This is a genomic window from Mesorhizobium sp. LMG17149, assembly GCF_024518695.1.
Taxonomy (GTDB): Bacteria; Pseudomonadota; Alphaproteobacteria; order Rhizobiales; family Rhizobiaceae; genus Mesorhizobium.
This window is the reverse complement of record NZ_JANIFL010000005.1, coordinates 366,239-392,891: the sequence shown is the minus strand read 5'-3', so window position 1 is coordinate 392,891 and position 26,653 is coordinate 366,239. Positions and strand designations below refer to the sequence as shown.

Sequence of the window (26,653 nt, the reverse complement as noted above, 5' to 3'; positions counted from 1 at the left end):
CGTAGGTCACCAACAGATACCGCCAGACCTAGGAGCCCGCCTTGAAGCACCAGTTGAACATCATCATCGGCAGCACGCGACCAGGCCGCGCCGGACCGGTTTTTGCCGAGTGGCTGGACACGTTCGCGCGCGAGCATGGAAAATTCGAGCCGGTACTGACCGACATCGATACGTTCAAGCTTCCGGTGCTGGACGAACCGCACCATCCAAGGCTCGGCAATTACAAGAACGACCATACCAAGGCCTGGTCGAAAGCGATCGATGCCGCCGACGCCTTCGTCTTCGTGGCGCCGGAATACAATTATTTCGTGGCGCCGGCGATCGTCAACGCGGTCGATTATCTCTCGCGTGAATGGAAGTACAAGCCTGCAGCCATTTTCAGCTATGGCGGCGTCTCCGGCGGCCTGCGCGCGGCGCAAGCGCTGAAGCCGTTGCTGACATCGGTCGGCGTCATGCCGATCTCGGAAGGCGTCGCGCTGCCGATGTACCAGAAACTGCTCGATGAGAACGGCGCTTTCAACGCCAGCGAACAGGTGCAGGGCGGAGCCAAAACCATGCTCGACGAGCTGTTGCGCTGGAGCGAGGCTTTGAAGCCTATGCGGGTTGCCTGAAAACGCTGGTCTTCCGCAAAAAGCCCGGCTTGCTCATGGCATAAAGAGGTGGAATGTTTGCGCAAATGGACAAGCCGGGGGGCGGTTCGACTTGCGCTTGCTTTTTGCCTTGCTGCTGATGCTCATGAGCACCGCCGCCGCGGTGGCTGAGCGACGCGTGGCTTTGATCATAGCCGAGGACGGCTACCGCCTGGTTCGGCCGCTCGCCAATCCGGTCCATGACGGCGAGGCGATGGCAGCGGCGCTGAAGAAGCTCGGCTTCGAGGTCATCCTCGAAACCAATCGCGACCTGCGGCGAATGCGCCGCGCGCTCGACGATTTTCGCCTGGATGCCAAAGGCGCCGACGTGGCGCTGGTCTACTTCTCCGGCCACGGCGTGGAAATCTCGGGCGACAACCGGCTGCTCCCGATCGATGCCGACGCCTCCTCGCTCGATGCGCTGGAGAAGACCAGCCTGCCGCTGGAAGAGGTGCGCGACAGCGTGGCCGCCACGGCCAAGGTCGGCCTGATCATGCTCGACGCCTGCCGCAGCGATCCCTTTTCGGGAAGCAGCGGTGAAGGGCGCGGCGCGACATCGCTGGCAAAGGATGTCTCCGACAAGGTGAAGCCGGGTCTCGGCCGGATTGGCCGCGCCGAAAACATCCTGTTCGCCTTCTCCGCCGCACCGGGCGAGACGGCTGCCGACGGCACCGGCCAGAACTCGCCCTTCACGACAGCGCTGACCAAATATCTCGGCACCGACGGGCTCGAGATCCGCTCGGTGCTGACGCTGGTGCAGCAGGAGGTCTACGATTTGTCGCGGGGCAAACAGCTGCCTTACGTCGAGAGCGGCCTGCCGAAGCTGTTTTTTGCCGCGGCCGCCAAGCAACAATTGCCGGAGCGCGAGCGCCTGTTGCTTGCCATGGCCGACGTGACGCCGGAAATGCGCGGTGAGGTCGAGCAGGTCGCCAGCGATGCCGACATGCCGCTGGCGCCTCTCTACGGCGTGCTGATCAGCTCCGACGCCAGCCACCTTTCCGCGGACAGCCTGAATGCCCGGTTGCGCGAGGCGGCCGACGCCTTCGTCAAGGTGCGCGGCGAAATGAGGACGCTGGCCTCCGATGATCCGCAGGTGACGGAATTGCGCCGGCAGGCCGAGGAGCAGCTTTCGCTCGGCGCCTTCGATGGGGCTCGCGCCATCCTCGCAAAGGCCGCCGACATCGACAATGTTTCGCGCAACGCCTTGAGGGCCAACTTCGTCAACCGCACGCTGTCCGAGGCGGCGACGCGTTTCCTGTCGGGCGGTGCGGCGCGTGCCGACCTCGACTATGCCACGGCCATCAAGGACTATGAATCGGTGCTGGTCCTCTACGGCGAGGCCGGGCAAACCGATCTGACCCTGGACCAGGCCGACCGCCAGATTCGAACGCTGGACGAGCTCGGCAAGCTCTACACCCTTGTCGGCAACACCGATGCGGCAGGCCGCGCCTTTGCAGCGCTGGTGTCCAATCTCGAGCTGCGTTCGGCCCGGGAAACCGACCCGAGCGTCAAGCGCGATTTTGCCGTCAGCCACATCAAGCTCGGCAACATCAAGCTGGCGCAAGGAGACCTGCCGGAAGCGCTGGAAAACTATCGGACCGCCAGAACCATGCTCAGGGATTTGACCGCTGCCGAACCCGATCGGCTGTCATGGTTCAGCGACTTCGCCATGGCCGACGACAAGATCGGCAATGTGCTTGTGACGCAAGGCGATCTGGCTGGGGCCTCGCAGATCTACCAGGAAGGCTTGTCGGTCAAGAAGCAGCTTGCCGACAACGAGCCGGAGCGCGCCGAACTGCAGCGCGACCTGACGATCAGCTATGACGAGATCGGCGGCCTTGCCCGGGTCATGGGGCAACTGGACAACGCCCAGATGGCCTACGAGGAGAGCCTGAAGATCCGATTGGCATTGGCCGAAAAGAAGCCGCAGGATGCCGAACGGCAGCGCGATGTGTCGGTCAGCCATGATACGATCGGCGACCTCAAGCGCGAGCGCGGCGATGCGGCGGGCGCACTCGCGTCCTATAAAGCGGGCCATGCGATCGTCGAACAATTGGTGGGCCGCGACCCCGACAACAGTGAGCTGAAGCGCGACCTGTCTGTCGGCAACGCAAAGATGGGCAATGCGCTGAGCGATCAAGAGGACTGGCCGACAGCCCTCGCCGCCTATAGGCAAGCCCTCTCGATAGCCCGCATGCTGGCGGCCAGTGACCCTGCCAACGCCGACTGGCAACGTGACCTTTCGGTCAGCCTGGAGAAGGTCGCCGGCATTCTGGCGATTCAGGGCGACCGCGCCGGAGCGCTCAAGGCCTATACAGACAGTTTCGCTATCGCCGACCGGCTGGCCAAGCTCGACCCTGCCAATGCCGACTGGCAACGCGACCTGTCGATCACCCTGTCCGAGATCGGCATGCTCAAGGCCAAGCAGCGCGACGTCAAAGGCGCGCGGCAGGCTTTCCAGGACAGTCTCGACATCCGCCAGAAGCTCGCCCGGTCCGACCCAAACAACGCCACCTGGCAGCGCGACCTGGTGGTTGCCATGATCGACTACGCTCAGGTCGCCAAGAACCCCAAGACGGTGCTTTCGCAGGCGCTGGACATGACGCTGGAGCTCGACCGCAGCGGGCGGCTGGCGCCGCGATACAAGTTCATGATCAAGTTTCTCAGGGACCGGCTGGCCAAAGTGAAATAGGGCCTGACGGGAGGCTGCCATGGACAGCCGGCTCATTCCCCGTGAAATGCCTGCAAACCTTGGAAAAACCGCCTTTTGCGCCTATATCTAGTGCATATCAGAGGCGCGATTCGGAGCGGGTTTTTCGCGCCGTGCAAGCGGCATCCAGACAACAGGTTTTCATGAGCGATCAGATCGACAACAACAACGGCGCTGAAGCCGAATACGGCGCCGATTCCATCAAGGTTTTGAAGGGGTTGGATGCTGTCCGCAAACGCCCCGGAATGTATATCGGCGATACCGACGACGGTTCGGGCCTGCATCACATGGTCTATGAAGTGGTCGACAACGCCATCGACGAGGCGCTGGCCGGTCACGCCGATCTCGTCACCGTGACGCTCAACCCCGATGGTTCGGTCACCGTGATCGACAATGGCCGCGGAATTCCGACCGATATCCACACCGGAGAAGGTATTTCGGCGGCCGAAGTGATCATGACGCAGCTGCATGCCGGCGGCAAGTTCGACCAGAATTCCTACAAGGTCTCGGGCGGCCTGCATGGCGTCGGCGTCTCGGTGGTCAACGCGCTGTCGGCGTGGCTGAAGCTGAAAATCCGCCGCAACGGCCAGATCTTCGAGATGAGTTTCACGCATGGCAATGCCGACGCGCCGCTGAAGGCGACCGGCAGCTATGAGCAGGACAAGCAGCCGGGCACCTATGAGGGCCGCAGCGGCAGCCAGATCACCTTCTTCCCGTCGGCCGAGACCTTCACCATGGTCGAATTCGACTTCGGCACGCTGGAACACCGGCTGCGCGAGCTTGCCTTCCTCAATTCCGGCGTGCGCATCATTTTGACCGATGCCCGTCACGCCGACGTCGTGCGCCATGAGCTGCACTATGATGGAGGCCTCGAGGAATTCGTCAAATATCTCGATCGGGTCAAGAAACCGCTGATCGACAAGCCGATCGCCATCCGGGCGGAGCGCGACGGGATCACCGTCGAAGTGGCGATGTGGTGGAACGACAGCTACCACGAGAACGTGCTGGCCTTCACCAACAACATCCCTCAGCGCGATGGCGGCACGCATCTGGCCGGCTTTCGCGGCGCGCTGACGCGCCAGATCACCGGCTATGGCGAATCCTCCGGCCTGACCAAGAAGGAAAAGGTCTCGCTGATCGGCGACGATTGCCGCGAAGGCCTGACGGCGGTGCTTTCAGTCAAGGTTCCAGATCCGAAATTCTCCTCGCAGACCAAGGACAAGCTGGTCTCGTCGGAAGTCCGTCCTGTCGTCGAAGGCCTGGTCAACGAAGCGCTCGGCACCTGGCTGGAAGAACATCCGAGCGAAGGCAAGGTGGTCGTCGACAAGGTGATCCAGGCCGCGGCGGCGCGTGAAGCGGCGCGCAAGGCGCGCGATATCACCCGCAAGAGCTCGCTCGGCGTCACTTCCCTGCCCGGCAAACTGGCCGACTGCCAGGAACGCGACCCGGCGAAGTCCGAAATCTTCATCGTCGAGGGTGACTCCGCCGGCGGCTCGGCCAAGGGTGGGCGTTCGCGCCAGAACCAGGCGATCCTGCCGTTGCGCGGCAAGATCCTCAATGTCGAGCGGGCGCGCTTCGACCGCATGCTCGGCTCCGACATGATCGGCACGCTGATCACGGCGCTCGGCACCTCGATCGGCAAGGACGAGTTCAACGCCGACAAGCTGCGCTACCACAAGATCATCCTGATGACCGACGCCGATGTCGACGGTGCCCATATCAGAACCTTGCTGCTGACCTTCTTCTTCCGGCAGATGCCGGAGCTGATCGAGCGCGGCCATCTCTATATCGCCCAGCCGCCGCTCTACAAGGTGACGCGCGGCAAGAGCTCGCAATACATCAAGGACGAGAGCGCGTTCGAAGAGTTCCTGATCGGCTCGGGACTGGAGGAAGCATCGCTTACGCTCGGCTCGGGCGAGGTTCGCATCGGGCAGGACCTGCGCGGAGCCATCGACGACGCACTGGCGGTGCGCCAGCTGATCAACGGCCTGCACACGCGCTACAACAGAGGCGTCGTCGAACAGGCGGCGATCGCCGGCGGGCTCAACCCGGACGTGTTCACCGATCTCGGCCGCGCCAACGCCATGGCGGAGCGGATTGCAAAACGCCTCGACATCATTGCCGAGGACACCGAGCGCGGCTGGACCGGCCGCATGTCGACCTCGAATGAAGGTGTCGGCGGCTATGTGTTCGAGCGCACGGTGCGGAGCGTCAAGGAATACGCGCATCTCGATCTGGCGCTGATCAATTCGGCCGACGCACGCCAGCTCGACCGCTACGCACAGCGCCTCAGCGAGGTCTACGGCTCGCCGCCGGTGCTGCGCCGCAAGGATGTCTCCGAAACCATCTCGGGGCCGCTGGCGATGCTCAATGCGGTCTTTGCAACCGGCCGCAAGGGCCTGACAATGCAGCGCTACAAGGGTCTCGGCGAGATGAATGCCGAACAGCTGTGGGAAACCACGCTCGATCCGAACGTGCGCTCGCTGCTGCAGGTCAAGGTCAATGACGCGACCGACGCGGATTCACTATTTTCGAGGCTGATGGGCGACGAGGTCGAACCCAGGCGCGAGTTCATCCAGGACAACGCGCTGTCGGTCGCCAATCTGGATATCTGATCCGGACGTTAAATTCTGAATTGGCGCGCTGCGGCGCGCCAATTGTTCCACCGGCGGCAACAAAATCATTTTACAACGCCCCGGAACGGAAGTCTCTGCGGGACATTGTGACAACATCGATCACAATTTCTTACAGGAGGCCTTCATGGGACGCGGCATTTTGCTCTGGTTGCTCGGTATTCCGATCCCGATCATCATTCTGATCATGCTGTTCGTACGGTAGGGGGCTTCCATGCAGTCCACCCTATCGGCTGTCGACGTTTCCACTTCAACAGAATCCTCCTCCACCGCCGTCAGTTGGGGACCGATCATCGCCGGTGCCTTCGCGGCTTCGACGTTGACCTTCATCCTCATGCTGCTCGGTTCGGGGCTGGGATTGACCATGGTGTCGCCATGGTCGGGATCCGGCGCATCTGTCACCACTTTCGCGGCGTCCACCGCCGTCTGGCTTGTCATCGTGCAATGGCTGTCCTCTGGTGTCGGAGGCTATCTTGCCGGGCGGCTGCGCACCAAATGGGTCGGCATCCACACCGATGAGGTCTATTTCCGGGACACCGCACACGGCTTTCTTGCCTGGGCGCTGGCCACCTTGCTCGTCGTCGGCGTGCTTGGCTCCGCCCTTTCCGCAGCAATCGGTTCAGGCGTGCAGGCGGTGTCCACCGTCGCGTCTGGCGCTGCCATGGGTGCATCGGCGGGGGCTTCGGCCAATGCCGGCAGCGCATCGGTCGACAATGCGACATCCTACCTTGTGGATTCGCTGTTCCGTCCGGCCGATCCGGGCAGGCTGGCTGCCGCCAATCCAGACAGCGATACCGCCGCGACCGGGCAGGCCTCGCGCATCCTGATCGCCGGTGCGGCGGCAGGCGAGGTTTCGGCAGACGACAAGACCTACCTGTCGCAACTCGTCGCCGCTCGCACCGGTCTTTCGGAAGCAGATGCCAAGGCGCGGGTGGATGCGATCATCGCCAGGGCTCAGGACGCCAAGGTCAAGGCGCAGCAGGCCGCCGACACTGCCAGGAAGGCCGGTGCGACATTTGCCCTGCTTGGTGCGCTGTCGCTGGCCATCGGCGCCTTCATCGCCAGTGCTGCCGCGGCCCTTGGGGGCAGGCAGCGCGACGATGAGGAAGCGGTTTTTCTCACCAGCCGCTGAAGCGGCTCAGCATTGAAAAGCAAAAGCCCGGCCTTGCGCCGGGCTTTTGTGTTTGGGTCAGTCGCGCCGTGGCGAAATCAGTGGTCCATCGCCTTGACGATCTCTTCAGTCATCTTCTTGGCATCGCCGAGCAGCATCATGGTGCCGTCCTTGTAGAACAGCGTGTTGTCGATGCCGGCATAGCCGGAGCCGAGCGAGCGCTTGACGAACAGGCAGGTGCGGGCCTTGTCGACATCGAGGATCGGCATGCCGTAGATCGGCGACGACTTGTCGTCGCGCGCGGACGGGTTGGTGACGTCGTTGGCGCCGATGACATAGGCGACATCGGCCTGCGCGAATTCGGAGTTGATGTCCTCGAGTTCGAACACTTCGTCGTAGGGCACATTGGCTTCGGCGAGCAGCACGTTCATGTGGCCGGGCATGCGGCCGGCGACCGGGTGGATCGCGTATTTGACGTCGACGCCATTGGCCTTGAGCTTGTCGGCCATTTCGCGCAGCGCATGCTGCGCCTGGGCAACCGCCATGCCGTAGCCCGGCACGATGATGACTTTTTGGGCGTTCATCATCAGATAGGCGGCGTCGTCGGCCGAGCCCTGCTTGACCGTGCGTTCGATGCCGTCATCGGCGGCCGCTGCAGTCTCCCCACCGAAGCCGCCGAGAATGACCGAGATGAAGCTTCGGTTCATGCCCTTGCACATGATGTAGGACAAGATCGCGCCGGATGAGCCGACCAGCGCACCGGTGATGATCAGCGCCAGATTGCCGAGCGTGAAGCCCAGCGCCGCCGCCGCCCAGCCCGAATAGGAGTTGAGCATCGAGACGACGACCGGCATGTCGGCGCCGCCGATCGGGATGATGAGAAGGACGCCAAGGGCGAGCGAGGCGGCGACAATCAGCCAGAAGACCAGCTTGGACTCGGTGGTGACCAGCAGCACGATCAGCACGACGAGCGCGATGGCAAGTGCCGCGTTGATGAAGTGGCGTCCGCCGATCATGATCGGCTTGCCGGACATGCGGCCGTCGAGCTTGAGGAAGGCGATGACCGAGCCGGTGAAGGTGATGGCGCCGATGGCGACGCCAAGGCTCATCTCGATCAGCGCCTGGGCATGGATGTCGCCATCCGTGCCGATGCCGAAGCTTTCCGGCGCATAGATGGCGGCGGCCGCCACCATGACGGCGGCGAGGCCGACCAGCGAGTGGAAGGCGGCGACCAGCTGCGGCATCGAGGTCATGGCGATGCGGCGCGCGGTGACGGCGCCGACGCCGCCGCCGATGGCCAGGCCGAGCACGATCAGGCCGAAGCGGCCGGCCGAGGGGGTTGCCAGCGCCAATGTGGTGGCGATGGCGATGCCCATGCCGATCATGCCGTAGAGATTGCCCTGGCGGCTGGTGGTCGGATGCGACAGGCCGCGCAGCGCCATGATGAACAGGACGCCGGAGACGAGGTAGAGGAAGGACGCGAAGTTGGCGTTCATGGCGCTCTACTTGTCCTTCTTCTTGTACATGGCCAGCATGCGCTGGGTGACGAGGAAGCCGCCGAAGATGTTGACCGACACCAGCATCAGCGCGACGAAGCCGAAGCCCGCGGCAATGCCGGAGGCGGCGATGCCGACGGCAAGCAGCGCGCCGACGACGATGACCGAAGAGATGGCGTTGGTGACGGCCATCAGCGGCGTGTGCAAAGCGGGGGTCACCGACCAGACGACATAGTAGCCGACGAAGATCGCCAGCACGAAGATGGCGAAGCGGAAGACGAAGGGATCGATGGCACCGCCGGAGAGCGCATGCGCGGCATCACCCGCCGCGTCGGCACCACCAGGCGCGGTCGCCAGATTGTGCACTGCCAGCCGAACCGCGGCGGAGGCCTGGTCGAGCTGGTCGAGGGCTTTCTGCAGGGTCTGATCCATCACGCGATCCCTTTCGGCTTCGACGAGGGCGACTTGGATGCGGCCGGTTTCTTGGGCGCGGCTTTCTTGGGCGAAGCGTCGGCAACCATGGTTGTGGCCGGGATCGCCGCCGGTTCGACATAAGGCTGCTGGTCGGGCTTGGCGAAGGACGGATGCACGATCTTGCCGCCGTTAGTCAGCATCGTTGCCTTGACCAGATCGTCGTCCCGGTTGAAGGCAAGCGTTTTCGTCGTCTTGTCGACCAGCGTTTCGAGGAAGGCGAAGAGGTTCCGGGCATAAAGCAGCGATGCCGACGCCGCGATGCGGCCGGGCACATTGAGATGGCCGACAATCTTGACGTTGTTGGCGGTGGTGACGACCTTGCCGGCTTCGGCGCCCTCGACATTGCCGCCGCGCTCGACCGCCAGATCGACGAGAACCGAGCCTGGCTTCATCGAGGCGACCATCGCCGCCGATACCAGCTTGGGCGCCGGTCGGCCGGGAATAAGCGCGGTGGTGATAACGATATCCTGCTTGGCGATGTGCTCTGATGTGAGTGCCGCCTGCTTAGCCTGGTATTCCTTCGACATCTCCTTGGCGTAGCCGCCGGCCGTCTCGGCCGCCTTGAATTCCTCGTCCTCGACCGCAAGGAACTTGGCGCCGAGCGAGGCGACCTGTTCCTTGGCGGCAGGGCGCACGTCTGTTGCGGTGACGACCGCACCAAGGCGACGCGCGGTGGCGATCGCCTGCAGGCCGGCAACACCGACGCCCATGATGAAGACCTTCGCCGCCGGCACCGTGCCGGCCGCCGTCATCATCATCGGCAGCGCGCGATCATATTCCGAAGCCCCGTCGATCACCGCCTGGTAACCGGCAAGATTGGCCTGCGAGGACAAGACGTCCATCGACTGGGCGCGGGTGATGCGTGGCATGAATTCCATCGAGAAGGCGGTGACGCCAGCCTTGGCCAGGGCTGCCATAGCGGCATCATTGCCATAGGGATCCATGATGGCAATGACCGCTGTACCGGGTTTGTAGCTCTTCAGCTCGGCATCGCCGGGCCGACGCACCTTCAGCACGACATCGGCCTTGGCGACATCGGAAGCCTTGCCTATGGCGGCGCCGGCGCTCGCATAGTCGGCATCGACGATGCGCGAATTCAGACCGGCACCGGCCTCGACGACGACGTCGAAGCCCAACGCCGCCAGCCGTTTCACCGTATCGGGCGAGGCCGCGACGCGCGGCTCGTTGGCATCGAGCTCACGAGGGATGAAAACCGTCTGTCCCACCGCATGATCCTTTCGGCCGGAAGCTATTTCCCGCAAGACGCCGGCCGGCCTCGCGGCGGCGCCGTGGACAAGGTGTCGGAAAATCTATCGGAGGATAAAGGCGCCGACGGCCATAATCAGCACGAACAGGATGGTCGCCGAGAAGAAGCCGCCCGCGAAGAAGCCGAAGGCCATCGCCAGAAGCAGGGCTCCGCAGAAAAGCGATCCGTATTTGGCCAGCGCGAGGAAGCCCGCATAGGTGCGGTCATGCTCGGCATAGTCCATCTTCGCGCCCAGTTCGACAGGACCGGTCGGCGAGTGATCAGCCATAGGAATACCCCTTCGAAGACATCTTTCAGGCACATAGCGAAAAGCCGGGCCGAGAGCAATGGCGCTATTGCCGCACAACAGCGGACAACTGCCTCAACGGAAACTTGAAGCCGGCGGCCAACGCGCCGGAGCCGAACTCAGTGCGTGATGCGGAAAGATGCCCCAGAAGCGGTTGAGGCGGACGGTTGCAATCCCTCAGCCGGCTAGATGCGGAAATAGCCCGAGCAACCCGACGACGATCAGATAGAGCGCGACGATGTAGTTCAACAGCCTTGGCATGACCAGGATCAGCACGCCGGCGATCAGCGAGATAAGCGGGGTGAGCGCAAGTGTGGAAATGGTCATGACGGGTTCCTTTGGCATATCCGTGGATTCGGCGACCAATGGCGAGGACGACAAGGCGCCGAGCCATCAGAACGCGTATCCGGCCGGAAAGCTCCAGTGGTTCTGCGAAACGCCTAATCTCAGGCGGCTTCGCGAAAATATTTGGCAGTCGGCAGGATGGTCAGCGGCGCCAATTCTCCAGCACCAGGTGTCTCGAACAGCATACGCTGCTCCAGAGATGTGGATCGGAAGAATGGAAAGCGCGAGAACGACCGCTCGCGAATGGCAGCGACATTGGCGCGATAGAGCACGACCTTGTAGTTCAGGCCTGGATAGTCGCGCAGCTCGCCGATCTGCTCAGAACAGTAGATACGACGGTAGAAACCCGCATGTTCGGGCCGGATAGTCGAGAGACAGTAAGGTGCGTCGAAGTAGAAGCAGGCCATTCCGGCAAGGCGCAGCGTCAGGTACGGGATCTGCGGATAGACCTTCGACCAGTCTGGGTCGGCAGCAAAGCGGCTCGGATCGGCAAAGTGCGCCCCGGCAGCCAGCATCGGGCGCAGGATGTCGCCGTAGACAGTTGTAGACGGCGATTGCGGCGTGGCCCGGCTGGCATGATGAATGCGCACCGTGGAGACCAGGATGCCGTCAATATAGACGCCGAACTTGGAACAATTTTCAGCTTCGTCGAGCTCGTCATGCACAATATGTTCCGGGTTTTCCGGCACCATATCATTCAAGCGATAGGATTTGTAGCGTAACCTATAGATGTCTTCGAGGTCCTCTCCCTTGTCGCAGCGGCGATATTCCGTCCGCTCAAGCATCGCTGAAACATTGCGGGCGAAACTCGACATGCTGTCGGGCGAATTTTCTTCACCCCCGCCCGCCACATGGCCAAGCGCTTCCAACTGCACATCCATACTCAAACCCTCGTAAGTTTCCGCCGCAGTTCAACCTACGACGGGACCCTGAGATGTAAAAGATGAAAATGGAGCACACGTCGTTTACCGATCATTAACGTTAACGATCCGTAAATTTTTATGAAAAGGCGACATTCTTCCCGGCACCGGTCAGCGGCGTGCGGCTCTCTTGGCTGTATTGATGTCCTTGGCGAAAGGCCATACCGTGTTCGACATGGTCTCGATGCCGGAAGCGCTGAGCGCCGAACCGAACAGGAACCCCTGGACAAGGTCGGGCTTGACCTGCAGCGCCAGTATCTTGAGCTGCTCGAAGGTCTCTACACCCTCGACGGTGACCGAAAGCCCCAGCGGCCGCGATAGGTTGACGATACCCTTGAGCAGCTCGAGCGAACGGGGGTTCTGGGTGACGTCCATCAGGAACGAGCGGTCGATCTTGATCTTGTCGAGCGGCAGTTTGTGCAGATAGCTCAGGCTCGAATAGCCGGTGCCGAAATCGTCGAGCGCGATGCGTACGCCGATCTGCTTCAGCTCCTCGATATACTGGCGCGTCAGCGACTTGTCGTCGAGCAGCGCCGTTTCGGTGACCTCGATCTCGAGCCGGGAGGCGGCGAGGCCGGAGCCGGCCAACGCATCGCGAACCTTCTGGATGACGTCGCGGTTGCGGAAATCCTTGGCCGAGAGATTGACCGAGACGCTGGTCTGGTCCGGCCATTTGGCGCATTCGGCGCAGGCTGCCTGCAGCACGAAGGTGCTGATCTCGGAAATGATGCCCATTTCCTCGGCCAAAGGAATGAAGATGCTGGGCGAGATCGGCCCGAGATCGGGATGATCCCACCGGCACAACGCCTCGCAGCTGGCGATACGCATGGTGCTCATCGCCACGATCGGCTGATAGACCACCCTCAAGCCCTTGCTTTCCACGGCTGTACGCAGGTCCGCCTTCATCAGCTGACGGTTGCGGAAGGCGGCATCCATCGAGGCTTCGAACAGCCGCCAGCTGTTCTTGCCGAGCTCCTTGGCCTTGTAGAGCGCCAGGTCCGCCTTGACGATCATGGCGTCGACATCGGTATCCTTGACCCGTGACAGCACCGCGCCGCCGCTGGCCTGAATGCGCAGCCCGTGACCGGCGACGTCGACTTCCCCTTGCAGGCCGGCGAAAATCTCGTCGAGCTGGCTGGTCAGATGGCTCTCATCCTCGACGCGGTCGAAGAAGATCATGAACTCGTCGCCACCGAAACGGCTGACCGTGATATCTTGCCTGGCAATGGCGGCAAGCCGCTCGGCAACGGCATAGATCAAGCCATCGCCGATCGGATGGCCAAGCGTGTCGTTGACGCTCTTGAAATCGTCGAGGTCGAGCACCGCAAGGCCGCAGAGACGATCGCGATCGCCTGATACCATGGCCTCGCCTACCAGTTCATGGAAATAGGCGCGGTTGGGCAGGCCGGTGAGGTTGTCGTAACGTGCCATGAAGCGGATCTTGTCTTCCGCCTCGACACGGGCGGTGACGTCCTCGAAGGTGATGACGCCCAGTTCCTGGCTGCCTTCGCGCGCCGAGAACTCGTAATGCTGGCCGTTGGCGAGGGAAACCAGCACCTTGCGGTCGCGGCCCTCGCGCAGGGCACGCGTCAGCTGGGCCTCGATGTAGCGGCAATCCTTGGGCGCCAGCATGCCGCCGGCGACACCGCGCATCAACAGACCATGGATCGACCGGCCGAGCAGCGCGTCGGGCGACTTGAGCGACATCAGATGCGCGGCCTCGGCATTGGCCACCGCGACGCGGCCGTCCGGGCCGAGCATGACAAGGCCGTGCGACATGGTGTTGAGCGCTCGGTTGAAGCGCTGGGCGATGCGATTGGCCTTCTTTTCCTCGGACAGGGCGGCGAAAAGCACCTCGCGGACCAGATCGGCGAAGCGCTTGATAGCAAAAAGAAATGGCGCCGAAAGCAGGCCGAGAATGAAGTGATAGGGATCGCCCCGCAGGATGAAGCCCAGCGAGATCGGCCAAGTCATGGTCATAATGAAGATCACGACCATCCTGGGCGAACCATAGTTGCGGCCAGCAATAGACGTGGCGGAGGCAAGCGTCACGCAGACGGCAGCTATTTCCGCGAACGGGTCATAGGCAAGATAGATGCCGACAAAGCAGAAGGCGCCAAGCATGAAGCCATGCATCGAGCCGTACAGTATGTAGTCGTTCTCGCGGCGACGCGCCTCTTCCCAATTTTGAGGCGAAGGAGCGTGGCGATATTTCCTGATGTTGCGAAGACGAAGGAAGGCGACAGCCAGCAGTCCGAGGGTGACGGCGAGATAGGCCGGATCCATGGTTTTCCAGTAAACCAGCACGACCAGCAGGGTTTGGGCAAAGAATCCTATCGAAAGCGTCAACCCGTCGCGAAACAAGGTTTCCACGAACGGAATGTAGACGTCGACCGGAATCTCGTTCTTCTTTATCAGATTCAACGCCTGAATCCCAACCCTGGGGAGCCAAGCAGTGCCACATCCGCCTTAAGAAAGATTTAGAGAGGCCCCGCCGCTCCTGCCGTCAAGCCGGGTGACGTAACGGAAAGCAAGGAAATTGTCGTTCAGGTAAACAAGGCGTATCGATCATTCCGCGGCCTGAAGTTTCGGCCGCGCCAGCGTACTCGACAGGCGTTCGAGCAGCCTTTGGCGTTCGCTCAAGGCCTTGTCGGCGCTGGCTCGACGGACGTGGCCATAGCCGCGAATCAGGGCCGGCACCGAGGCCAGCGCAACCGCCGCATCGACCCTGGCCGGGGCCAGCGATCCGGCGATGAGCTCCAGATCCGCCTCATACTGCGCCAGCAGCCGCCGCTCCATGCGCCGTTCGGCGGTGTAGCCGAACAGGTCGAAGGCGGTGCCGCGCAGGCCCTTCATCGCCGACAGCAGGCGAAAACCCTTCATCATCCACGGGCCGAAGCTGGATTTCCTAGGGCTTCCGTCATTGCCGCGACGGCCCATGATCGGCGGCGCGAGGTGGAATTCGAGCCTTTCGTAGCTCTGGAACTGCTTGCCCAGTTCGGCGGCGAAAGAGCCGTCCGTGTAAAGACGCGCCACCTCGTATTCGTCCTTGATCGCCATCAGCTTGAACAGGTTCCTGGCGGCGGCCTGCGACACCGTGGTCGACCCAGGTATGGCCTTCGCTTCGGCGGCGCGCAAAACGGCCAGTTTTTCGGCATAACGCCTGCCATAGGCGGCGTTCTGATAGGCTGTCAGGAAGGCGACGCGGCGGGCGATGATATCGTCCAGTGTCTCGGCGACATCCGTGCCCGGGCCGGCCTTTCCAGCGACGGCTGGACCCGGCTGGGCAACGAGGCCGCGCACGAATTCCGGCTGATGGGCAGCGCGACGTCCCCAGCGGAACGCGGCGACGTTCATCGCCACGGCTTCGCCATTGAGCTCGATCGCCTTCTCGACCGCCTCGGCGGATAGCGGCAGCCCGCCATGCTGGAAGGCAAAGCCGAGCATGAACATGTTGGCGCCGAGCGAGTTGCCGAAAAGTGCCGTGGCGGTGCGGGTGGCGTCGAAGAAATGCGCCTTGTCGTCGCCCGCGGCCGCACGGATCGCCTTTTTCAGCCGCTCTATCGGCAACGAAAAATCCGCCGAGCGGGCAAATTCGCCAGGCATGATCTCGGCGGTGTTGGCGACGAAGATGGTGTGGCCCTCGCGCACCGCGGTCAGCACCTTCTTGGCGCCCGACACGACGAGATCGCAGCCAAGCACCAGATCGGCCTTGCCGGCCGAAACGCGGATGGCATGGATGTCGTCGGGGGTGCGGGCGATGCGGACATGCGTGAACACCGAGCCACCTTTCTGGGCGAGGCCGGCCATGTCGATCATGCCGCAGCCCTTGTCCTCGAGATGCGCCGCCATGCCAAGCACCGCACCTACGGTGACGACGCCCGTGCCGCCGACGCCGTCGATGATCGCCGCCCAGCCCTGCTCGCCAAGCGGGAATTGCGCCGGCACAGGCACGCCTTCCAGCGGATCGGCCTTGCCGGCCAGGCCCTCGGCCTTGCGGATCTTGGCGCCGTGCACAGTGACGAAGGACGGGCAGAAGCCGTTGACGCAGGAGAAATCCTTGTTGCAGCTCGACTGGTCGATCTTGCGCTTGCGGCCGAATTCGGTCTCGACCGGCTGGATCGAGACGCAGTTCGACTGCACGCCGCAATCGCCGCAGCCCTCGCAGACCAGCTCGTTGATGAAGACCCGCTTGTCGGGATCGGGGAAGGTGCCGCGCTTGCGGCGGCGGCGTTTTTCGGCGGCGCAGGTCTGGTCGTAGAGCAGCACGGAGACGCCTTTGACATCGCGCAGCTCGCGCTGGACGAGATCGAGGTCGTCGCGGTGATGGATGGTGGCGCCGGCCGGGAATTCGGCCTTGCCGGCATATTTGCCGGGCTCATCTGTGACGATGGCGATGCGGTCGACGCCTTCGGCGCGCACCTGCCTGGCGATCATGTCGACGGTCAGGCCGCCTTCGTGCGGCTGGCCGCCGGTCATGGCGACGGCGTCATTGTAGAGTATCTTGTAGGTGATGTTGGCATCGCTCGACAGCGCGAAGCGGATCGCCAGCGTACCGGAATGGTTGTAGGTGCCGTCGCCGAGATTCTGGAAGATGTGCTCGCGCTTGGAGAACGGCGCCTGGCCGACCCATTGCGCGCCCTCGCCGCCCATGGCCGTGAAACCGACGGTGTTGCGGTCCATCCACAGCGCCATGAAGTGGCAGCCGATGCCGGCCGCGGCGATAGAGCCGTCCGGCACCTTGGTGGACGAATTATGCGGGCAACCGGAACAGAAGAACGGTGTGCGCGAGCCGATGTCGGTGGCCTCGGTGAGCATTGCCTGGAACTGGCGCAGCTTCGCCACCCGCGCCGAAATCTCTTCGGACGGGCCGATGGTCCTGACGATCCTCTCGCCAAGCGCAATGGCGATCTCGTTGGGATCGAGCGCGCCCTTGGCCGGAAACAGCCAGTCGCCGCGCTCGTCCTTCTTGCCGATAATGACCGGTTGGGTGGCAGTGCCATAAAGGCTTTCGCGCAGCTGCACTTCGATCAGCGAGCGCTTCTCCTCGACGACGACAATGGTGTCGAGGCCGCGGGCGAAATCGGCGATGTGATGCAGGTCGAGCGGCCAGGGGCAGCCGACCTTGAACAGCCGCACGCCGATGCGGTTGGCGGCCGCCTCGTCGATGCCGATGTCCTCCAGCGCCTGACGGACATCGAGATAGCTCTTGCCCAGCGTGATGATGCCGATCTTCGGGTTGCGGCCGCCCGAATAGACGATGCGGTTCAGCCCGTTGGCAAGGATGAAGGCGGAAGCCGCGGCACGCTTGTGCTCATGCAGCCGCTCCTCCTGACCGAGCATATCGATCTCGTGGCGAATGTTGAGACCGCCTGATGGCATGTCGAAATCCGGCACGACGATGTTCAGCCGCTCGAGCGAGGCATCGACCGAGGCCGTCGATTCGATGTTGTCCTTGACGCATTTGATCGCCGCCCAGGTACCGGCAAAGCGCGACATGGCAAAGCCGTAGAGCCCGTAATCGATGATCTCCTGGACACCGGCGGGATTGAGGATCGGCACCATCGTGTCGACGAACAGGAATTCGGTGGCGTGCGCATTGGTCGAGGATTCGGCCATATGGTCATCGCCCATCAGCGCAAGCACGCCGCCATGCTTCGACGATCCGGCGAGGTTGGCGTGGCGGAACACGTCGCCTGAGCGATCGACACCCGGTCCCTTGCCGTACCAGACCGAAAAGACGCCGTCATGAGTGCCCTCGCCCAGCAGTTCCGTCTGCTGCGTTCCCCAGCAAGCGGTGGCGGCAAGCTCCTCGTTGAGACCCGGCTGGAAGACGATGTCAGCCTGGGCGAGCTGTTTCTTCGCCTTCCAAAGCTGCATGTCGAGGCCGCCGAGCGGCGAACCGCGATAGCCGGAGACGAAGCCGGCCGTGTTCAGGCCGGCGCGGCGATCACGCTCGCGCTGCATCAGCAGCATGCGGATGACCGCCTGCGCGCCGGACAGGAAGATGCGCTCCTTTGCGAGATCGAACTTGTCGTCGAGCGCGACGTCGTGCAGCGTCATCAGGCATTTCCTCTGCGGAGGCCACGCGGGGCAGGCAGCCAACGTCGGGGTCGGATGACGCATCCTTTCTCCCCTTGCAAGGCAGGTCAAACAAAATCGCAGATGCCAGGCAACGCGCAACGAACCGTCCGCGGCCATCCTGAATCGGGTATGAAACCGATCCACGGACATTGCCCGGCGCACGAAAATTTCAGCTGCGGCCCGGATGGCCTCGACGCGTCAGCCGCCCTTCGAGCAATCCGGCTTCGGTTCGCCCGGCAGCTTGCCGTCGGGATGGCCGACGAGATCGGGATTGGCGGTGTAGAGTTGGTCGATGACCAGCGGCCGGTCGGGCAGGATCGACTGGTCTTCCGTCGACATCAGCGTGGTATCGATCTTCTGCAGGACCGCGCCGTCGGCGCCCTTGATGCTGATGGCAATCGCATAGGGCTTGTTCTTGACGACGCAGGTCAGTGCCGGACTCTCCAGCGTCACCTTGTCGAGCTTCGGCCAGACCTTCTGCTCGACCACCAGAGGCGCGCCGCCGGCGGGATCCTGGAAGCTGGCGACTGCGACCTGGCCCTCTCCCATCGGCTTCAGCGGCCGCAGGGTCACGACATAAGTCGCCCTTGCGAGGCGGTAGTTGAAGACGAATATCTTACCGGAAATCTCGAACAGCTTGCCTTCGTCATTGCCGCTATCGCGGCAGGCGCCCAGCGCAACGGCCGCGATGAGTGCCGCGCCGACAAGGATCGAACGGGAAAGGCCGCTACGCATTCCTGACCTCATTTTCCGCCATGCGACGGCGACGATAGTGACGGCTTGCCTTCTGCCTGTTGCCACACACCGCCATGTCGCACCAAAGGCGGCTGGAATTGCGGCTTCTGTCGACGAACAGCCAGGTGCAATTGGGACAGATCCTCAGCCTCGCGACGGTGTCGTCACGCAGAAGCGACAACGCCGAAACCGCCAGTGCCGCCTCGAAGGCGATCGGCGTCAGGGGATCACCGAACGGCCTCCCCGGCGCACCGATCTCGGTCCGGCTGCCGGCAAGGCCATCGGCGCAGGCTCTCAGGAATCCGGGCAGATCAGTGGTGGCAACCGCGCCCTTCGACGCCGCTCCACGAAACAGCCGGTCGGTCGCCTCGCGGATCGACAGCACGACGGGTGCGATCGCCACCGCCGAGGATACCGCCAATGGCCTATCGCCAAGTTCGGCAGCGCGAAAGCGGCTCGCCGCATCGGCGAAGCGGGCAATCTCGGCCGGATCGTCGAAGCGATCGAAGGTTCGCCCCGGATCGCCGCGCAGCACGACGGTGTTCGCTGTGTCGAGCGCAAGCAGGCCGCCGGTGAAGCGGTGCGGGGTCCAGGATACCGTCATGGCGAAAATCTAACCTATAAATCGTATTTGACAAGTTAGATTCAGCGATGCACCCTCACTCTGGGCTGCGGCGATCTTCGCAGCCTTTTGAGCCTGTCGTTGGCCAGGACCGCTTCGCACTTTTGGGGCGGCATGCTTCGAGGTTTTGCATGCTCTATTTCTTCCAGCAGGTGCTGAACGGGCTGCATTCGGGCGCGCTTTATGCGCTGCTCGCCTTTGGCTATGTGCTGACCAACGGCATCCTGCACCGCACCAATCTCGCCTATGGCGCATTGTTCGCCTTTTGCGGCCAGACGATGATCCTGACCGCGGCCTTCGGCTATCAGATGCTGTGGCTGACGCTGCTGGCGGCGGTGGCGCTCGGCGTCGTCGCTGCGTTCCTCTATGCCGCGCTGATCAGCCACGTGCTGTCGCGCAGTGTCTTCGAACCTTTGGCCAACCGCACACCCAATGCAATCGTGGTGACGACGCTCGGCATCCTGCTGCTGCTGTCCGAAGCGAGCCGCATCGCCGCCGACACGCACGATCTGTGGCTGCCGCCGATGCTGGCGCAGCCTATCGTTTTCGCGCAGGGCGCCACCTTCAGGGCAACGCTGACGCTCATCCAGCTCATCGGCTGCGCCGTGGTGGTGGCGGCAATCGCGCTGGCCAGCTGGGCTTTTGCCCGGTCGAGCTTCGGACGGCGCTGGCGCGCCGTCTCCGACGACCCCAAGGCAGCCGCTATGTGCGGCGTCGAGGTGCGCGCGGTGTTCCGGCACGCGGTCCTGTTCGGCGGCTTCTGCGCCGCGCTGGCCGGTGTGATGGCCGGGCTCTATTACGGCAATGTCAGCTTCGGCTCGGGCCTCGTCTACGGCCTGAAAATCCTGTTCGTGACGGCGGTCGGCGGCTATCTCTCGCCATTGCGCGCGGCACTCGGCGCGGCCGCCTTCGGCATGGCCGAATCGCTGTGGGCCGGCTATTTCCCGGTCGAATGGCGCGATGCGTGGATGTATCTGTTCCTGGTCACGACGCTGATCCTGATCGGCGCCGGCCGCGACACCGGCAAAATCGCCTGAAACGTCAGACTTTGGTTGCATGACGCCAGGGCAGATCGCCGGTATTGGGCACTGTCTGCCATGCGATGATATTTGCTCCCTCTATCCTTGTTGACCCGTCAGTCCACGCGCGGCATACCGTTGGACCACGCGGCGTGACGGACAAAAGGGGGAAGCCGGCACGCCTCCGGTACAAGGGAGGAATGCATGGCAGGGCTTCTTGCTCTATCCAGGACAATTGATCGCGCCAACGAATTCATCGGCAAGTGGATATCGTGGCTGATCCTGCTGGCGATCCTGGTGAGCGCCGCCAACGCCATTATCCGCAAGGTGTTCGACATATCCTCGAACGCTTGGCTCGAGCTGCAATGGTATCTGTTCGGCGCCGCCTTCATGCTGGCCGCCGCCTATACGCTGAAGCAGAACGAGCATATCCGCATCGACGTCGTCTACGGCCTGTTTTCACGCCGCGTGCAGCACTGGATCGACCTACTCGGGCATCTCTTCTTCCTGATGCCGTTCGTGACGTTGATGGTGATCTATTTCGTGCCCTATGTGTCGCTGTCGTTTCGCAGCGGCGAGATGTCCAACAATTCCGGCGGTCTGATCATCTGGCCGGCCAAGGCCATCCTGCTCGTCGGTTTTTTCCTGCTCGCGCTGCAGGGCATCTCCGAGATCATCAAGAAGATCGCCATCATGCGCGGCGACATGGACGATCCCAATCCGTTCATTTCCGTGCATGAGCAGGCCGAACTCGAAGCCAAGGCGCTGGCCGACGAGGTGCGCTCGTGATGGAGTTCATCGCGCAGAACATGGCGCCGATCATGTTCGCCTCGCTGATCATCTTCCTGCTGATCGGCTACCCCGTCGCTTTTTCCTTGGCCGCCAACGGCTTGATGTTCTTCTTCATCGGCGTGCTGCTGTCGCCTTATTCCGGAGGATCGATCAACCTCGCCTGGCCGCTCCTGCACGCATTGCCGGATAATTTCTACGGCAGCCGGGTGATGTCGAACGACACGCTGCTGGCCATTCCGTTCTTCACCTTCATGGGCATCGTGCTCGAGCGATCGGGTATGGCCGAAGACCTGCTCGACACGATCGGCCAGCTGTTCGGGCCAATCCGCGGTGGCCTTGCCTATGCGGTGATCTTCGTCGGCGCGCTTTTGGCAGCGACCACCGGCGTGGTGGCGGCTTCCGTCATCGCCATGGGCCTGATCTCGCTGCCGATCATGCTGCGCTATGGCTATGACCGCCGGCTCGCATCCGGTGTCATTGCCGCCTCGGGCACGCTTGCCCAGATCATCCCGCCGTCGCTGGTGCTGATCGTGCTTGCCGACCAGCTCGGCCGTTCGGTCGGCGACATGTATGCCGGCGCGCTGATCCCCGGCCTCGTGCTCACCGTCCTCTATATGTCCTACATCCTGATCATGTCGATCATCCGGCCGAACTCGATGCCGGCGCTGCCGCTCGAGGCCCGTACACTCGGCCATGGCGTGATGTCGCTGCTGGTGGCTTTGCTGGTCACATTAGCGGTTTCCTACGCGGCGTATCGTTATCTGGCGCCGGCGCATGGCGACAATGCCGACATTCTCGGCGCGACTGCCGGAGTCCTGTTCATCTACATCGTCGCCATTGCCGACAAACGCCTGAATTTCAACATGATGTCCAGGCTCGCGCAGCAGGTGATCATCGTGCTGATCCCCCCGCTGGCGCTGATCTTCCTGGTGCTGGGCACCATCTTCCTGGGCATCGCCACGCCGACCGAAGGCGGCGCCATGGGTTCCGTCGGCGCCTTGATCATGGCGGCGGCAAAGGGGCGCTTGTCGCTTGACGTCGTCAAGCAGGCACTGGCCTCGACGACAAGGCTATCGTCCTTCGTGCTTTTCATCCTGATCGGCGCACGGGTGTTCTCACTGACCTTCTACGGCGTCAACGGCCACATCTGGGTCGAGCACCTTTTGACGTCGCTGCCGGGCGGCGAGGTCGGCTTCCTGATCGGCGTCAACATGCTCGTCTTCTTCCTCGCTTTCTTCCTCGACTTCTTCGAATTGGCGTTCATCATCGTACCGCTGCTGGCGCCCGCCGCCGACAAGCTCGGCATCGACCTGATCTGGTTCGGCGTGCTCCTGGGCGTCAACATGCAGACCAGCTTCATGCACCCGCCCTTCGGCTTCGCGCTGTTCTACCTGCGTTCGGTGGCTGCGCGCGTGCCCTATCTCGATCGTCTCACCGGCAAACAAATCGCGCCGGTGACCACCGGACAGATCTATTGGGGCGCGGTGCCCTTTGTCTGCATCCAGGTGATCATGATCGGGTTGACCATCGCCTTCCCGCAAATGGTGATGCACTACAAGGGAACGACCGTCGATCCGGGCACGATCGACTACCAGGTGCCGGAGATGCCCGGCCTGTCGCCGCTCGGCACGCCGCCGGCGGATGGCGCAGCGCCTGCCGGCGGCGGCACGGCTCCCGCCGCCCCCGATCTGTCGCAGCCGCCGAGCTTCGGCGACGCGCCGCCGGCCAAGCCGGCAACGCCACAGCCCGACCTGTCGCAACCGCCAAGCTTCAACTGAACCGGCATGGTCAAAACCATGAAAGCGGTGCGGCTGGAAGCAGTGGGCGGCATCACGCTGCGCGACGTCGACATGCCTGACATCGGTGCGGATGAGCTACTGGTGCGCATCGAAGCCTGCGGCGTCTGCGGCACGGATCGGCATCTGTTTCACGGCGAATTTCCGTGCACGCCGCCGGTGACGCCCGGCCATGAGTTCTCCGGTCTCGTCGAGGCGATCGGAAAATCGGTCTCGGGTTTTGCCATCGGCGATCGTGTCACCGGCGACCCCAACATCGCCTGCGGGCGCTGCGCGCGTTGTCACGCGGGACAAGTCAATCTCTGCAGCAATCTGCGCGCCATCGGCATTCATCGCGATGGCGGCTTTGCCGAATATCTTGCCTTGCCGCAGAAGCAGGCTTTCGTCCTGCCTGCGGGCCTCGATCCCATGCACGGTGCCTTCTGCGAGCCGCTCGGCTGTTGCCTGCACGGCGTCGACCTTGCCGGTATCAAACCGGGCAGCTCGGTGGTCGTGCTTGGCGGCGGCGTGATCGGCCTGCTCACCGTACAACTGGCAAGATTGGCGGGAGCCACGACCATCATCCTGTCGACCAGGCAAGCCTCGCGGCGCGCCCTCGCCGAGGACCTCGGCGCGACAATGACGATCGATCCAACCACCGCCGATGTCATCGATGCCATCGCCGGACCGGTGGGGCTGGTGCCAGGCGGTGTCGACGTCGTCTTCGAATGTGCGGGCGTGCGAGAGACCGTCGAGCAGTCGATGCGGCTGGCCCGCGCCGGTGGCACGGTCGTCATCGTCGGCGTGACGCCGCAAGGCGTGAAAGCTGAATTCGAGCCGTTCGACCTGCTGTTCCGGGAACTGAAGGTGCTCGGTTCCTTCCTCAATCCCTACACCCATCGCCGTGCCGCCGAACTCATTGCTTCCGGCACGATCGAGATCGATAGGCTGATCTCCAGGCAGGTGTCGCTTGAAGAAGCGCCAGCGGTGATCGCCAATCCGCCGGCGCCCGGCGAGGTCAAGGTTCTGGTGGTGCCGCGCCGAGGCTGAACCGCCGGTTTCGCCTCCGGTATATACAGAAAAGCTCCCTGAGCGGGTTCCGCCCAGAGAGCTTTTGAGCAGAAGTCCGGCCGACTACAGCTTGCCGTTGCGCTGCTGGACCATCATGAAGGTGTCGTAATTGTATTCGGCCACCTGCGCCCAGAGATAATGCTCCTTGCGGAAGCCCTTGATCGATTCCCAGATCTTCTTGAACGGGGCGTTGGAGGCTTCCATTTCGGTATAGACCTCGTTGGCCTTTTCGAAGCAGGCGGCCATGATCTCCTGGCTGAACGGGCGCAGTTTCGCGCCGCCGGCTACCAGTCGCTTCACCGCCGCAGGGTTCAGATAATCGTATTTCTGCAGCATGTTGGCGTCGGCCGCCTGCGCGGCAGTGTGCAGCAGCGACTTGTACGTCGGCGAAAGTTCTTCGTACTTCGCCTTGTTGAACATCAGGTGGACGGTCGGGCCGCCCTCCCACCAGCCGGGATAGTAATAATAGGGCGCGACCTTATAGAAGCCGAGCTTCTCGTCGTCATAGGGACCAACCCATTCGGCCGCGTCGATGGTGCCTTTCTCCAGCGCGGGATAGATATCACCGCCGGCGATCTGCTGCGGCACGACGCCGAGCTTCTGCACCACCTTGCCGGCAAAACCGCCGATTCGCATCTTGAGGCCGGAAAGGTCGGCCACCGTGTTGATTTCCTTGCGGAACCAGCCGCCCATCTGGACGCCGGTGTTGCCGCCCGGCAGGCCGAAAAGGCCCTGCGTGGCGAGAAACTCGTTGAACAGGTCGATGCCGCCGCCATGGTAATGCCAGGCATTCATGCCGCGTGCGTTGAGCGAAAAGGGAACCGCCGCACCGAGCGCCCATGTCGGGTCCTTGCCCCAGTAATAATATGCCACCGTATGACAGGCCTCGACCGTGCCGGCCGTGGTGGCGTCTGCGGCCTGCAGGCCTGGCACCAGCTCTCCGGCGGCGAAGACCTGGATCTGGAAGTTACCGTCGGTGGCTTCCGACAGCATCTTGGAGAACACCTCGGCACCGCCATAGATGGTGTCGAGCGACTTCGGGAAGGACGACGCCAGCCGCCACGTCACCTTGGGATTGGACTGGGCTATTGCGGGCGCCGCCAGCGTGGCCGCCGCCGCGGCGGCACCGACGCCGGTGACACCGGCCTTGCGAATGAATGAACGACGATCCATGAAGTTCCTCCCTTTTGGATCAACAGGCCGACGTCAGGAAATCCTCGGTTTCCGTGTCGGTTCGTTCGAGACAATACACGGGCAAGAAGTCGAGTCCAGCACGGCGGCCCGATTTGACGGCGAAGCCCGGCTGCCCTGCAACTATAGTCTAACAGGCCGTTTCGTGGCCCATGCGACACGCCGAAACTTGGCATGGAAAAACAACCGGGGATCGCCTATTTTAGCGGCAGGTATCCCTTGCCCAGATGGAACACAGAGCAAAATGCATCAGCCGCTCGTCGCCATATCGACCGACGTCCGTCAGTTCGACAACTACACCTGGCACGCCGCCCCGCAGCAATATCTGGAAGCGGCGATCACCGGCGCCGGCGTGTTCCCGCTGTTGGTGCCGTCATTTGGCGATCGGCTCGACTTCGACGAGCTCCTGTCGTCGGTGGACGGCGTCATGGTCACCGGCTCGAAATCCAATGTGCATCCCTCGCTCTATGGCGGCGACGCCAGCGAAGCCAATGGCCCCTATGATCCGGCGCGCGACGCCACGACGCTGCCGCTGATCCGCCGGGCGATCGAACGCGGCGTGCCGCTGCTCGCCATCTGCCGCGGCATCCAGGAATTGAACGTGGCGCTGGGCGGCACGCTCGGCACCGAGATCCAGGAGCGCGAGGGCTCGCTCGACCACCGCGCGCCGGTGAGCGACAAGCAGGACGAACGCTTCGCCATCCACCAGACCATTTCGATCAAACCTGACAGTTGCCTGGCCGGTGTGTTCGGTGCCGGCGACATCAAGGTCAATTCGCTGCACCGCCAAGCCATCGACCGGCTCGGTTCGAAGCTGCAGGTCGAGGCCGTCGCCACCGACGGCACGGTCGAGGCGGTTTCGGTGCGCGACGCCCGCGCCTTCGCCGTCGGCGTGCAATGGCACCCGGAATACTGGGTCAAGTCGGACAGCAATTCGGTGAAGATATTCCGGGCCTTCGGCGATGCGGTTCGGCTGCACGCCGCAGCGAAGGCTGGCGCGCGGGCCGCAGCGGAATAATCAGTCACCAGATTTCTTATCGCCTATGGCCGCCAGCGACAGCAGCGGCAGCGCTGGGGCATAGGATTCGTAGCCGTCGCCGTCGGCAGTCGCGAAGGTGACGATCGGATCGACGCCGTTGGCGCTGAAGGCGACCGTGCCGTCGTTTTGCTCGCGCCAGAACTTCGCCTGCTCTATGCCCGGCAAGAGCCGGCGGCATTTCGGAGCAACGGTGAGCAGCGACAAACCGTCCGAAATTTCGGCCCCGCGGCTGACTGCACAGACCGCCTCATCGCCATTGGCGACCAGCCTGTAGCTGTTGGACGGGGCAGCCTCGTTGGCCACGCTTTCCACGCCGCCGCCATGAAACAGCTGAATGCCACCAAACAGCGCTGCGGCAGCGATCAATGCGGAAAGTGCTTTCATCATTCTTCATCCACGTACACGGACAGGTTGAACAATGATTCCAAAGCGTTAAGCTGACGTTAATAAGTGT

Annotated in this window: 21 protein-coding genes; 9 read left to right on the top strand and 12 right to left on the bottom strand. The window is 62.9% G+C overall.

What is annotated here, in order from left to right:
• The first annotated feature begins 41 nt into the window (after positions 1-41).
• The 4 genes from NP945_RS13995 (at position 42) to NP945_RS13980 (ending at position 7,104) form a co-directional block, all read left to right on the top strand.
• Positions 42-611, top strand: coding sequence for an NADPH-dependent FMN reductase (locus NP945_RS13995; RefSeq protein ID WP_256746666.1), 570 nt, complete (start codon positions 42-44; stop codon positions 609-611).
• A 124-nt stretch (positions 612-735) separates the two neighbouring features.
• Positions 736-3,321, top strand: a complete 2,586-nt coding sequence (locus NP945_RS13990) for a caspase family protein (protein ID WP_256746665.1) — start codon at positions 736-738, stop codon at positions 3,319-3,321.
• 161 nt (positions 3,322-3,482) lie between these two features.
• Positions 3,483-5,954, top strand: coding sequence for a DNA topoisomerase (ATP-hydrolyzing) subunit B (gene gyrB, locus NP945_RS13985; RefSeq protein ID WP_127322107.1), 2,472 nt, complete (start codon positions 3,483-3,485; stop codon positions 5,952-5,954).
• Between the two features lie 232 nt (positions 5,955-6,186).
• A complete protein-coding gene (locus NP945_RS13980) occupies positions 6,187-7,104 on the top strand; it encodes a hypothetical protein (RefSeq protein WP_256746664.1) in 918 nt (305 codons plus the stop codon).
• 77 nt (positions 7,105-7,181) lie between these two features.
• Here NP945_RS13980 and NP945_RS13975 read toward each other — a convergent pair whose 3' ends face one another.
• The 10 genes from NP945_RS13975 to NP945_RS13930 all read right to left on the bottom strand — a co-directional run bounded on the left by NP945_RS13975 (position 7,182) and on the right by NP945_RS13930 (position 19,294).
• Positions 7,182-8,579 (bottom strand): NAD(P)(+) transhydrogenase (Re/Si-specific) subunit beta, encoded by a 1,398-nt coding sequence (locus NP945_RS13975; RefSeq protein ID WP_127331420.1) that lies wholly within the window; start codon positions 8,577-8,579, stop codon positions 7,182-7,184.
• A 6-nt stretch (positions 8,580-8,585) separates the two neighbouring features.
• Positions 8,586-9,011 (bottom strand): proton-translocating transhydrogenase family protein, encoded by a 426-nt coding sequence (locus NP945_RS13970; protein WP_127267394.1) that lies wholly within the window; start codon positions 9,009-9,011, stop codon positions 8,586-8,588.
• A complete protein-coding gene (locus NP945_RS13965) occupies positions 9,011-10,279 on the bottom strand; it encodes a Re/Si-specific NAD(P)(+) transhydrogenase subunit alpha (protein WP_256746663.1) in 1,269 nt (422 codons plus the stop codon). Before NP945_RS13965 ends, NP945_RS13970 begins: the two co-directional genes overlap by 1 nt.
• An 84-nt stretch (positions 10,280-10,363) precedes the next feature.
• Complete coding sequence (locus NP945_RS13960; RefSeq protein WP_127267396.1) at positions 10,364-10,588, bottom strand: aa3-type cytochrome c oxidase subunit IV; 225 nt, start codon at positions 10,586-10,588, stop codon at positions 10,364-10,366.
• 195 nt (positions 10,589-10,783) lie between these two features.
• Complete coding sequence (locus NP945_RS13955; RefSeq protein WP_013528205.1) at positions 10,784-10,933, bottom strand: DUF3096 domain-containing protein; 150 nt, start codon at positions 10,931-10,933, stop codon at positions 10,784-10,786.
• Between the two features lie 119 nt (positions 10,934-11,052).
• Positions 11,053-11,832 carry a hypothetical protein gene (locus tag NP945_RS13950; protein WP_256746662.1) on the bottom strand — a complete coding sequence of 260 codons (780 nt, stop codon included), beginning with the start codon at positions 11,830-11,832 and terminating at the stop codon, positions 11,053-11,055.
• Positions 11,833-11,982: 150 nt separating this feature from the next.
• Positions 11,983-14,295 (bottom strand): bifunctional diguanylate cyclase/phosphodiesterase, encoded by a 2,313-nt coding sequence (locus NP945_RS13945; RefSeq protein WP_127267398.1) that lies wholly within the window; start codon positions 14,293-14,295, stop codon positions 11,983-11,985.
• A gap of 144 nt (positions 14,296-14,439) precedes the next feature.
• Positions 14,440-17,934 carry an indolepyruvate ferredoxin oxidoreductase family protein gene (locus NP945_RS13940; protein WP_256746661.1) on the bottom strand — a complete coding sequence of 1,165 codons (3,495 nt, stop codon included), beginning with the start codon at positions 17,932-17,934 and terminating at the stop codon, positions 14,440-14,442.
• A gap of 219 nt (positions 17,935-18,153) precedes the next feature.
• On the bottom strand, positions 18,154-18,690 hold the full coding sequence (locus tag NP945_RS13935) for a hypothetical protein (RefSeq protein ID WP_256746660.1): 537 nt from the start codon (positions 18,688-18,690) through the stop codon (positions 18,154-18,156).
• Positions 18,683-19,294, bottom strand: coding sequence for a CGNR zinc finger domain-containing protein (locus NP945_RS13930; protein WP_127271073.1), 612 nt, complete (start codon positions 19,292-19,294; stop codon positions 18,683-18,685). The genes NP945_RS13935 and NP945_RS13930 overlap by 8 nt, the downstream gene beginning before the upstream one ends.
• 149 nt (positions 19,295-19,443) lie before the next feature.
• On the opposite strand from NP945_RS13930, the gene NP945_RS13925 reads away from it, so the two are divergent.
• The 4 genes from NP945_RS13925 to NP945_RS13910 all read left to right on the top strand — a co-directional run bounded on the left by NP945_RS13925 (position 19,444) and on the right by NP945_RS13910 (position 23,948).
• Positions 19,444-20,349, top strand: a complete 906-nt coding sequence (locus tag NP945_RS13925) for a branched-chain amino acid ABC transporter permease (RefSeq protein WP_256746659.1) — start codon at positions 19,444-19,446, stop codon at positions 20,347-20,349.
• A 186-nt stretch (positions 20,350-20,535) separates the two neighbouring features.
• Positions 20,536-21,120: a TRAP transporter small permease subunit gene (locus tag NP945_RS13920; RefSeq protein ID WP_127266510.1), complete on the top strand. Its 585-nt coding sequence runs from the start codon at positions 20,536-20,538 to the stop codon at positions 21,118-21,120.
• The gene (locus tag NP945_RS13915) at positions 21,117-22,901 is read left to right on the top strand and encodes a TRAP transporter large permease subunit (RefSeq protein ID WP_174800303.1); all 1,785 of its coding nucleotides are present in this window, start codon (positions 21,117-21,119) and stop codon (positions 22,899-22,901) included. Before NP945_RS13920 ends, NP945_RS13915 begins: the two co-directional genes overlap by 4 nt.
• Before the next feature lie 18 nt (positions 22,902-22,919).
• Positions 22,920-23,948: a zinc-dependent alcohol dehydrogenase family protein gene (locus NP945_RS13910; RefSeq protein ID WP_164748951.1), complete on the top strand. Its 1,029-nt coding sequence runs from the start codon at positions 22,920-22,922 to the stop codon at positions 23,946-23,948.
• Between the two features lie 84 nt (positions 23,949-24,032).
• Here the strand turns inward: NP945_RS13910 and NP945_RS13905 are convergent, their stop codons facing one another.
• On the bottom strand, positions 24,033-25,142 hold the full coding sequence (locus NP945_RS13905; protein WP_013528215.1) for a TRAP transporter substrate-binding protein: 1,110 nt from the start codon (positions 25,140-25,142) through the stop codon (positions 24,033-24,035).
• A gap of 262 nt (positions 25,143-25,404) precedes the next feature.
• Between NP945_RS13905 and NP945_RS13900 the strand changes: the two genes are divergently transcribed.
• Positions 25,405-26,178, top strand: a complete 774-nt coding sequence (locus tag NP945_RS13900; RefSeq protein WP_127266508.1) for a gamma-glutamyl-gamma-aminobutyrate hydrolase family protein — start codon at positions 25,405-25,407, stop codon at positions 26,176-26,178.
• On the opposite strand, the gene NP945_RS13895 is transcribed toward NP945_RS13900, so the two are convergent.
• The gene (locus NP945_RS13895; protein ID WP_256746752.1) at positions 26,179-26,583 is read right to left on the bottom strand and encodes a hypothetical protein; all 405 of its coding nucleotides are present in this window, start codon (positions 26,581-26,583) and stop codon (positions 26,179-26,181) included.
• Positions 26,584-26,653: the final 70 nt, after the last annotated feature.

Bases quoted from the DNA above. Each gene is read 5' to 3' on its own strand.
- NP945_RS13990 (WP_256746665.1), top strand. From the start codon at position 736: ATGAGCACCGCCGCCGCGGTGGCTGAGCGACGCGTGGCTTTGATCATA.
- gyrB (WP_127322107.1), top strand. From the start codon at position 3,483: ATGAGCGATCAGATCGACAACAACAACGGCGCTGAAGCCGAATACGGC.
- NP945_RS13980 (WP_256746664.1), top strand. From the start codon at position 6,187: ATGCAGTCCACCCTATCGGCTGTCGACGTTTCCACTTCAACAGAATCC.
- NP945_RS13975 (WP_127331420.1), bottom strand. From the start codon at position 8,579: ATGAACGCCAACTTCGCGTCCTTCCTCTACCTCGTCTCCGGCGTCCTG.
- NP945_RS13970 (WP_127267394.1), bottom strand. From the start codon at position 9,011: ATGGATCAGACCCTGCAGAAAGCCCTCGACCAGCTCGACCAGGCCTCC.
- NP945_RS13960 (WP_127267396.1), bottom strand. From the start codon at position 10,588: ATGGCTGATCACTCGCCGACCGGTCCTGTCGAACTGGGCGCGAAGATG.
- NP945_RS13955 (WP_013528205.1), bottom strand. From the start codon at position 10,933: ATGACCATTTCCACACTTGCGCTCACCCCGCTTATCTCGCTGATCGCC.
- NP945_RS13950 (WP_256746662.1), bottom strand. From the start codon at position 11,832: ATGGATGTGCAGTTGGAAGCGCTTGGCCATGTGGCGGGCGGGGGTGAA.
- NP945_RS13940 (WP_256746661.1), bottom strand. From the start codon at position 17,934: ATGACGCTGCACGACGTCGCGCTCGACGACAAGTTCGATCTCGCAAAG.
- NP945_RS13935 (WP_256746660.1), bottom strand. From the start codon at position 18,690: ATGCGTAGCGGCCTTTCCCGTTCGATCCTTGTCGGCGCGGCACTCATC.
- NP945_RS13930 (WP_127271073.1), bottom strand. From the start codon at position 19,294: ATGACGGTATCCTGGACCCCGCACCGCTTCACCGGCGGCCTGCTTGCG.
- NP945_RS13925 (WP_256746659.1), top strand. From the start codon at position 19,444: ATGCTCTATTTCTTCCAGCAGGTGCTGAACGGGCTGCATTCGGGCGCG.
- NP945_RS13920 (WP_127266510.1), top strand. From the start codon at position 20,536: ATGGCAGGGCTTCTTGCTCTATCCAGGACAATTGATCGCGCCAACGAA.
- NP945_RS13910 (WP_164748951.1), top strand. From the start codon at position 22,920: ATGAAAGCGGTGCGGCTGGAAGCAGTGGGCGGCATCACGCTGCGCGAC.
- NP945_RS13905 (WP_013528215.1), bottom strand. From the start codon at position 25,142: ATGGATCGTCGTTCATTCATTCGCAAGGCCGGTGTCACCGGCGTCGGT.
- NP945_RS13900 (WP_127266508.1), top strand. From the start codon at position 25,405: ATGCATCAGCCGCTCGTCGCCATATCGACCGACGTCCGTCAGTTCGAC.
- NP945_RS13895 (WP_256746752.1), bottom strand. From the start codon at position 26,583: ATGAAAGCACTTTCCGCATTGATCGCTGCCGCAGCGCTGTTTGGTGGC.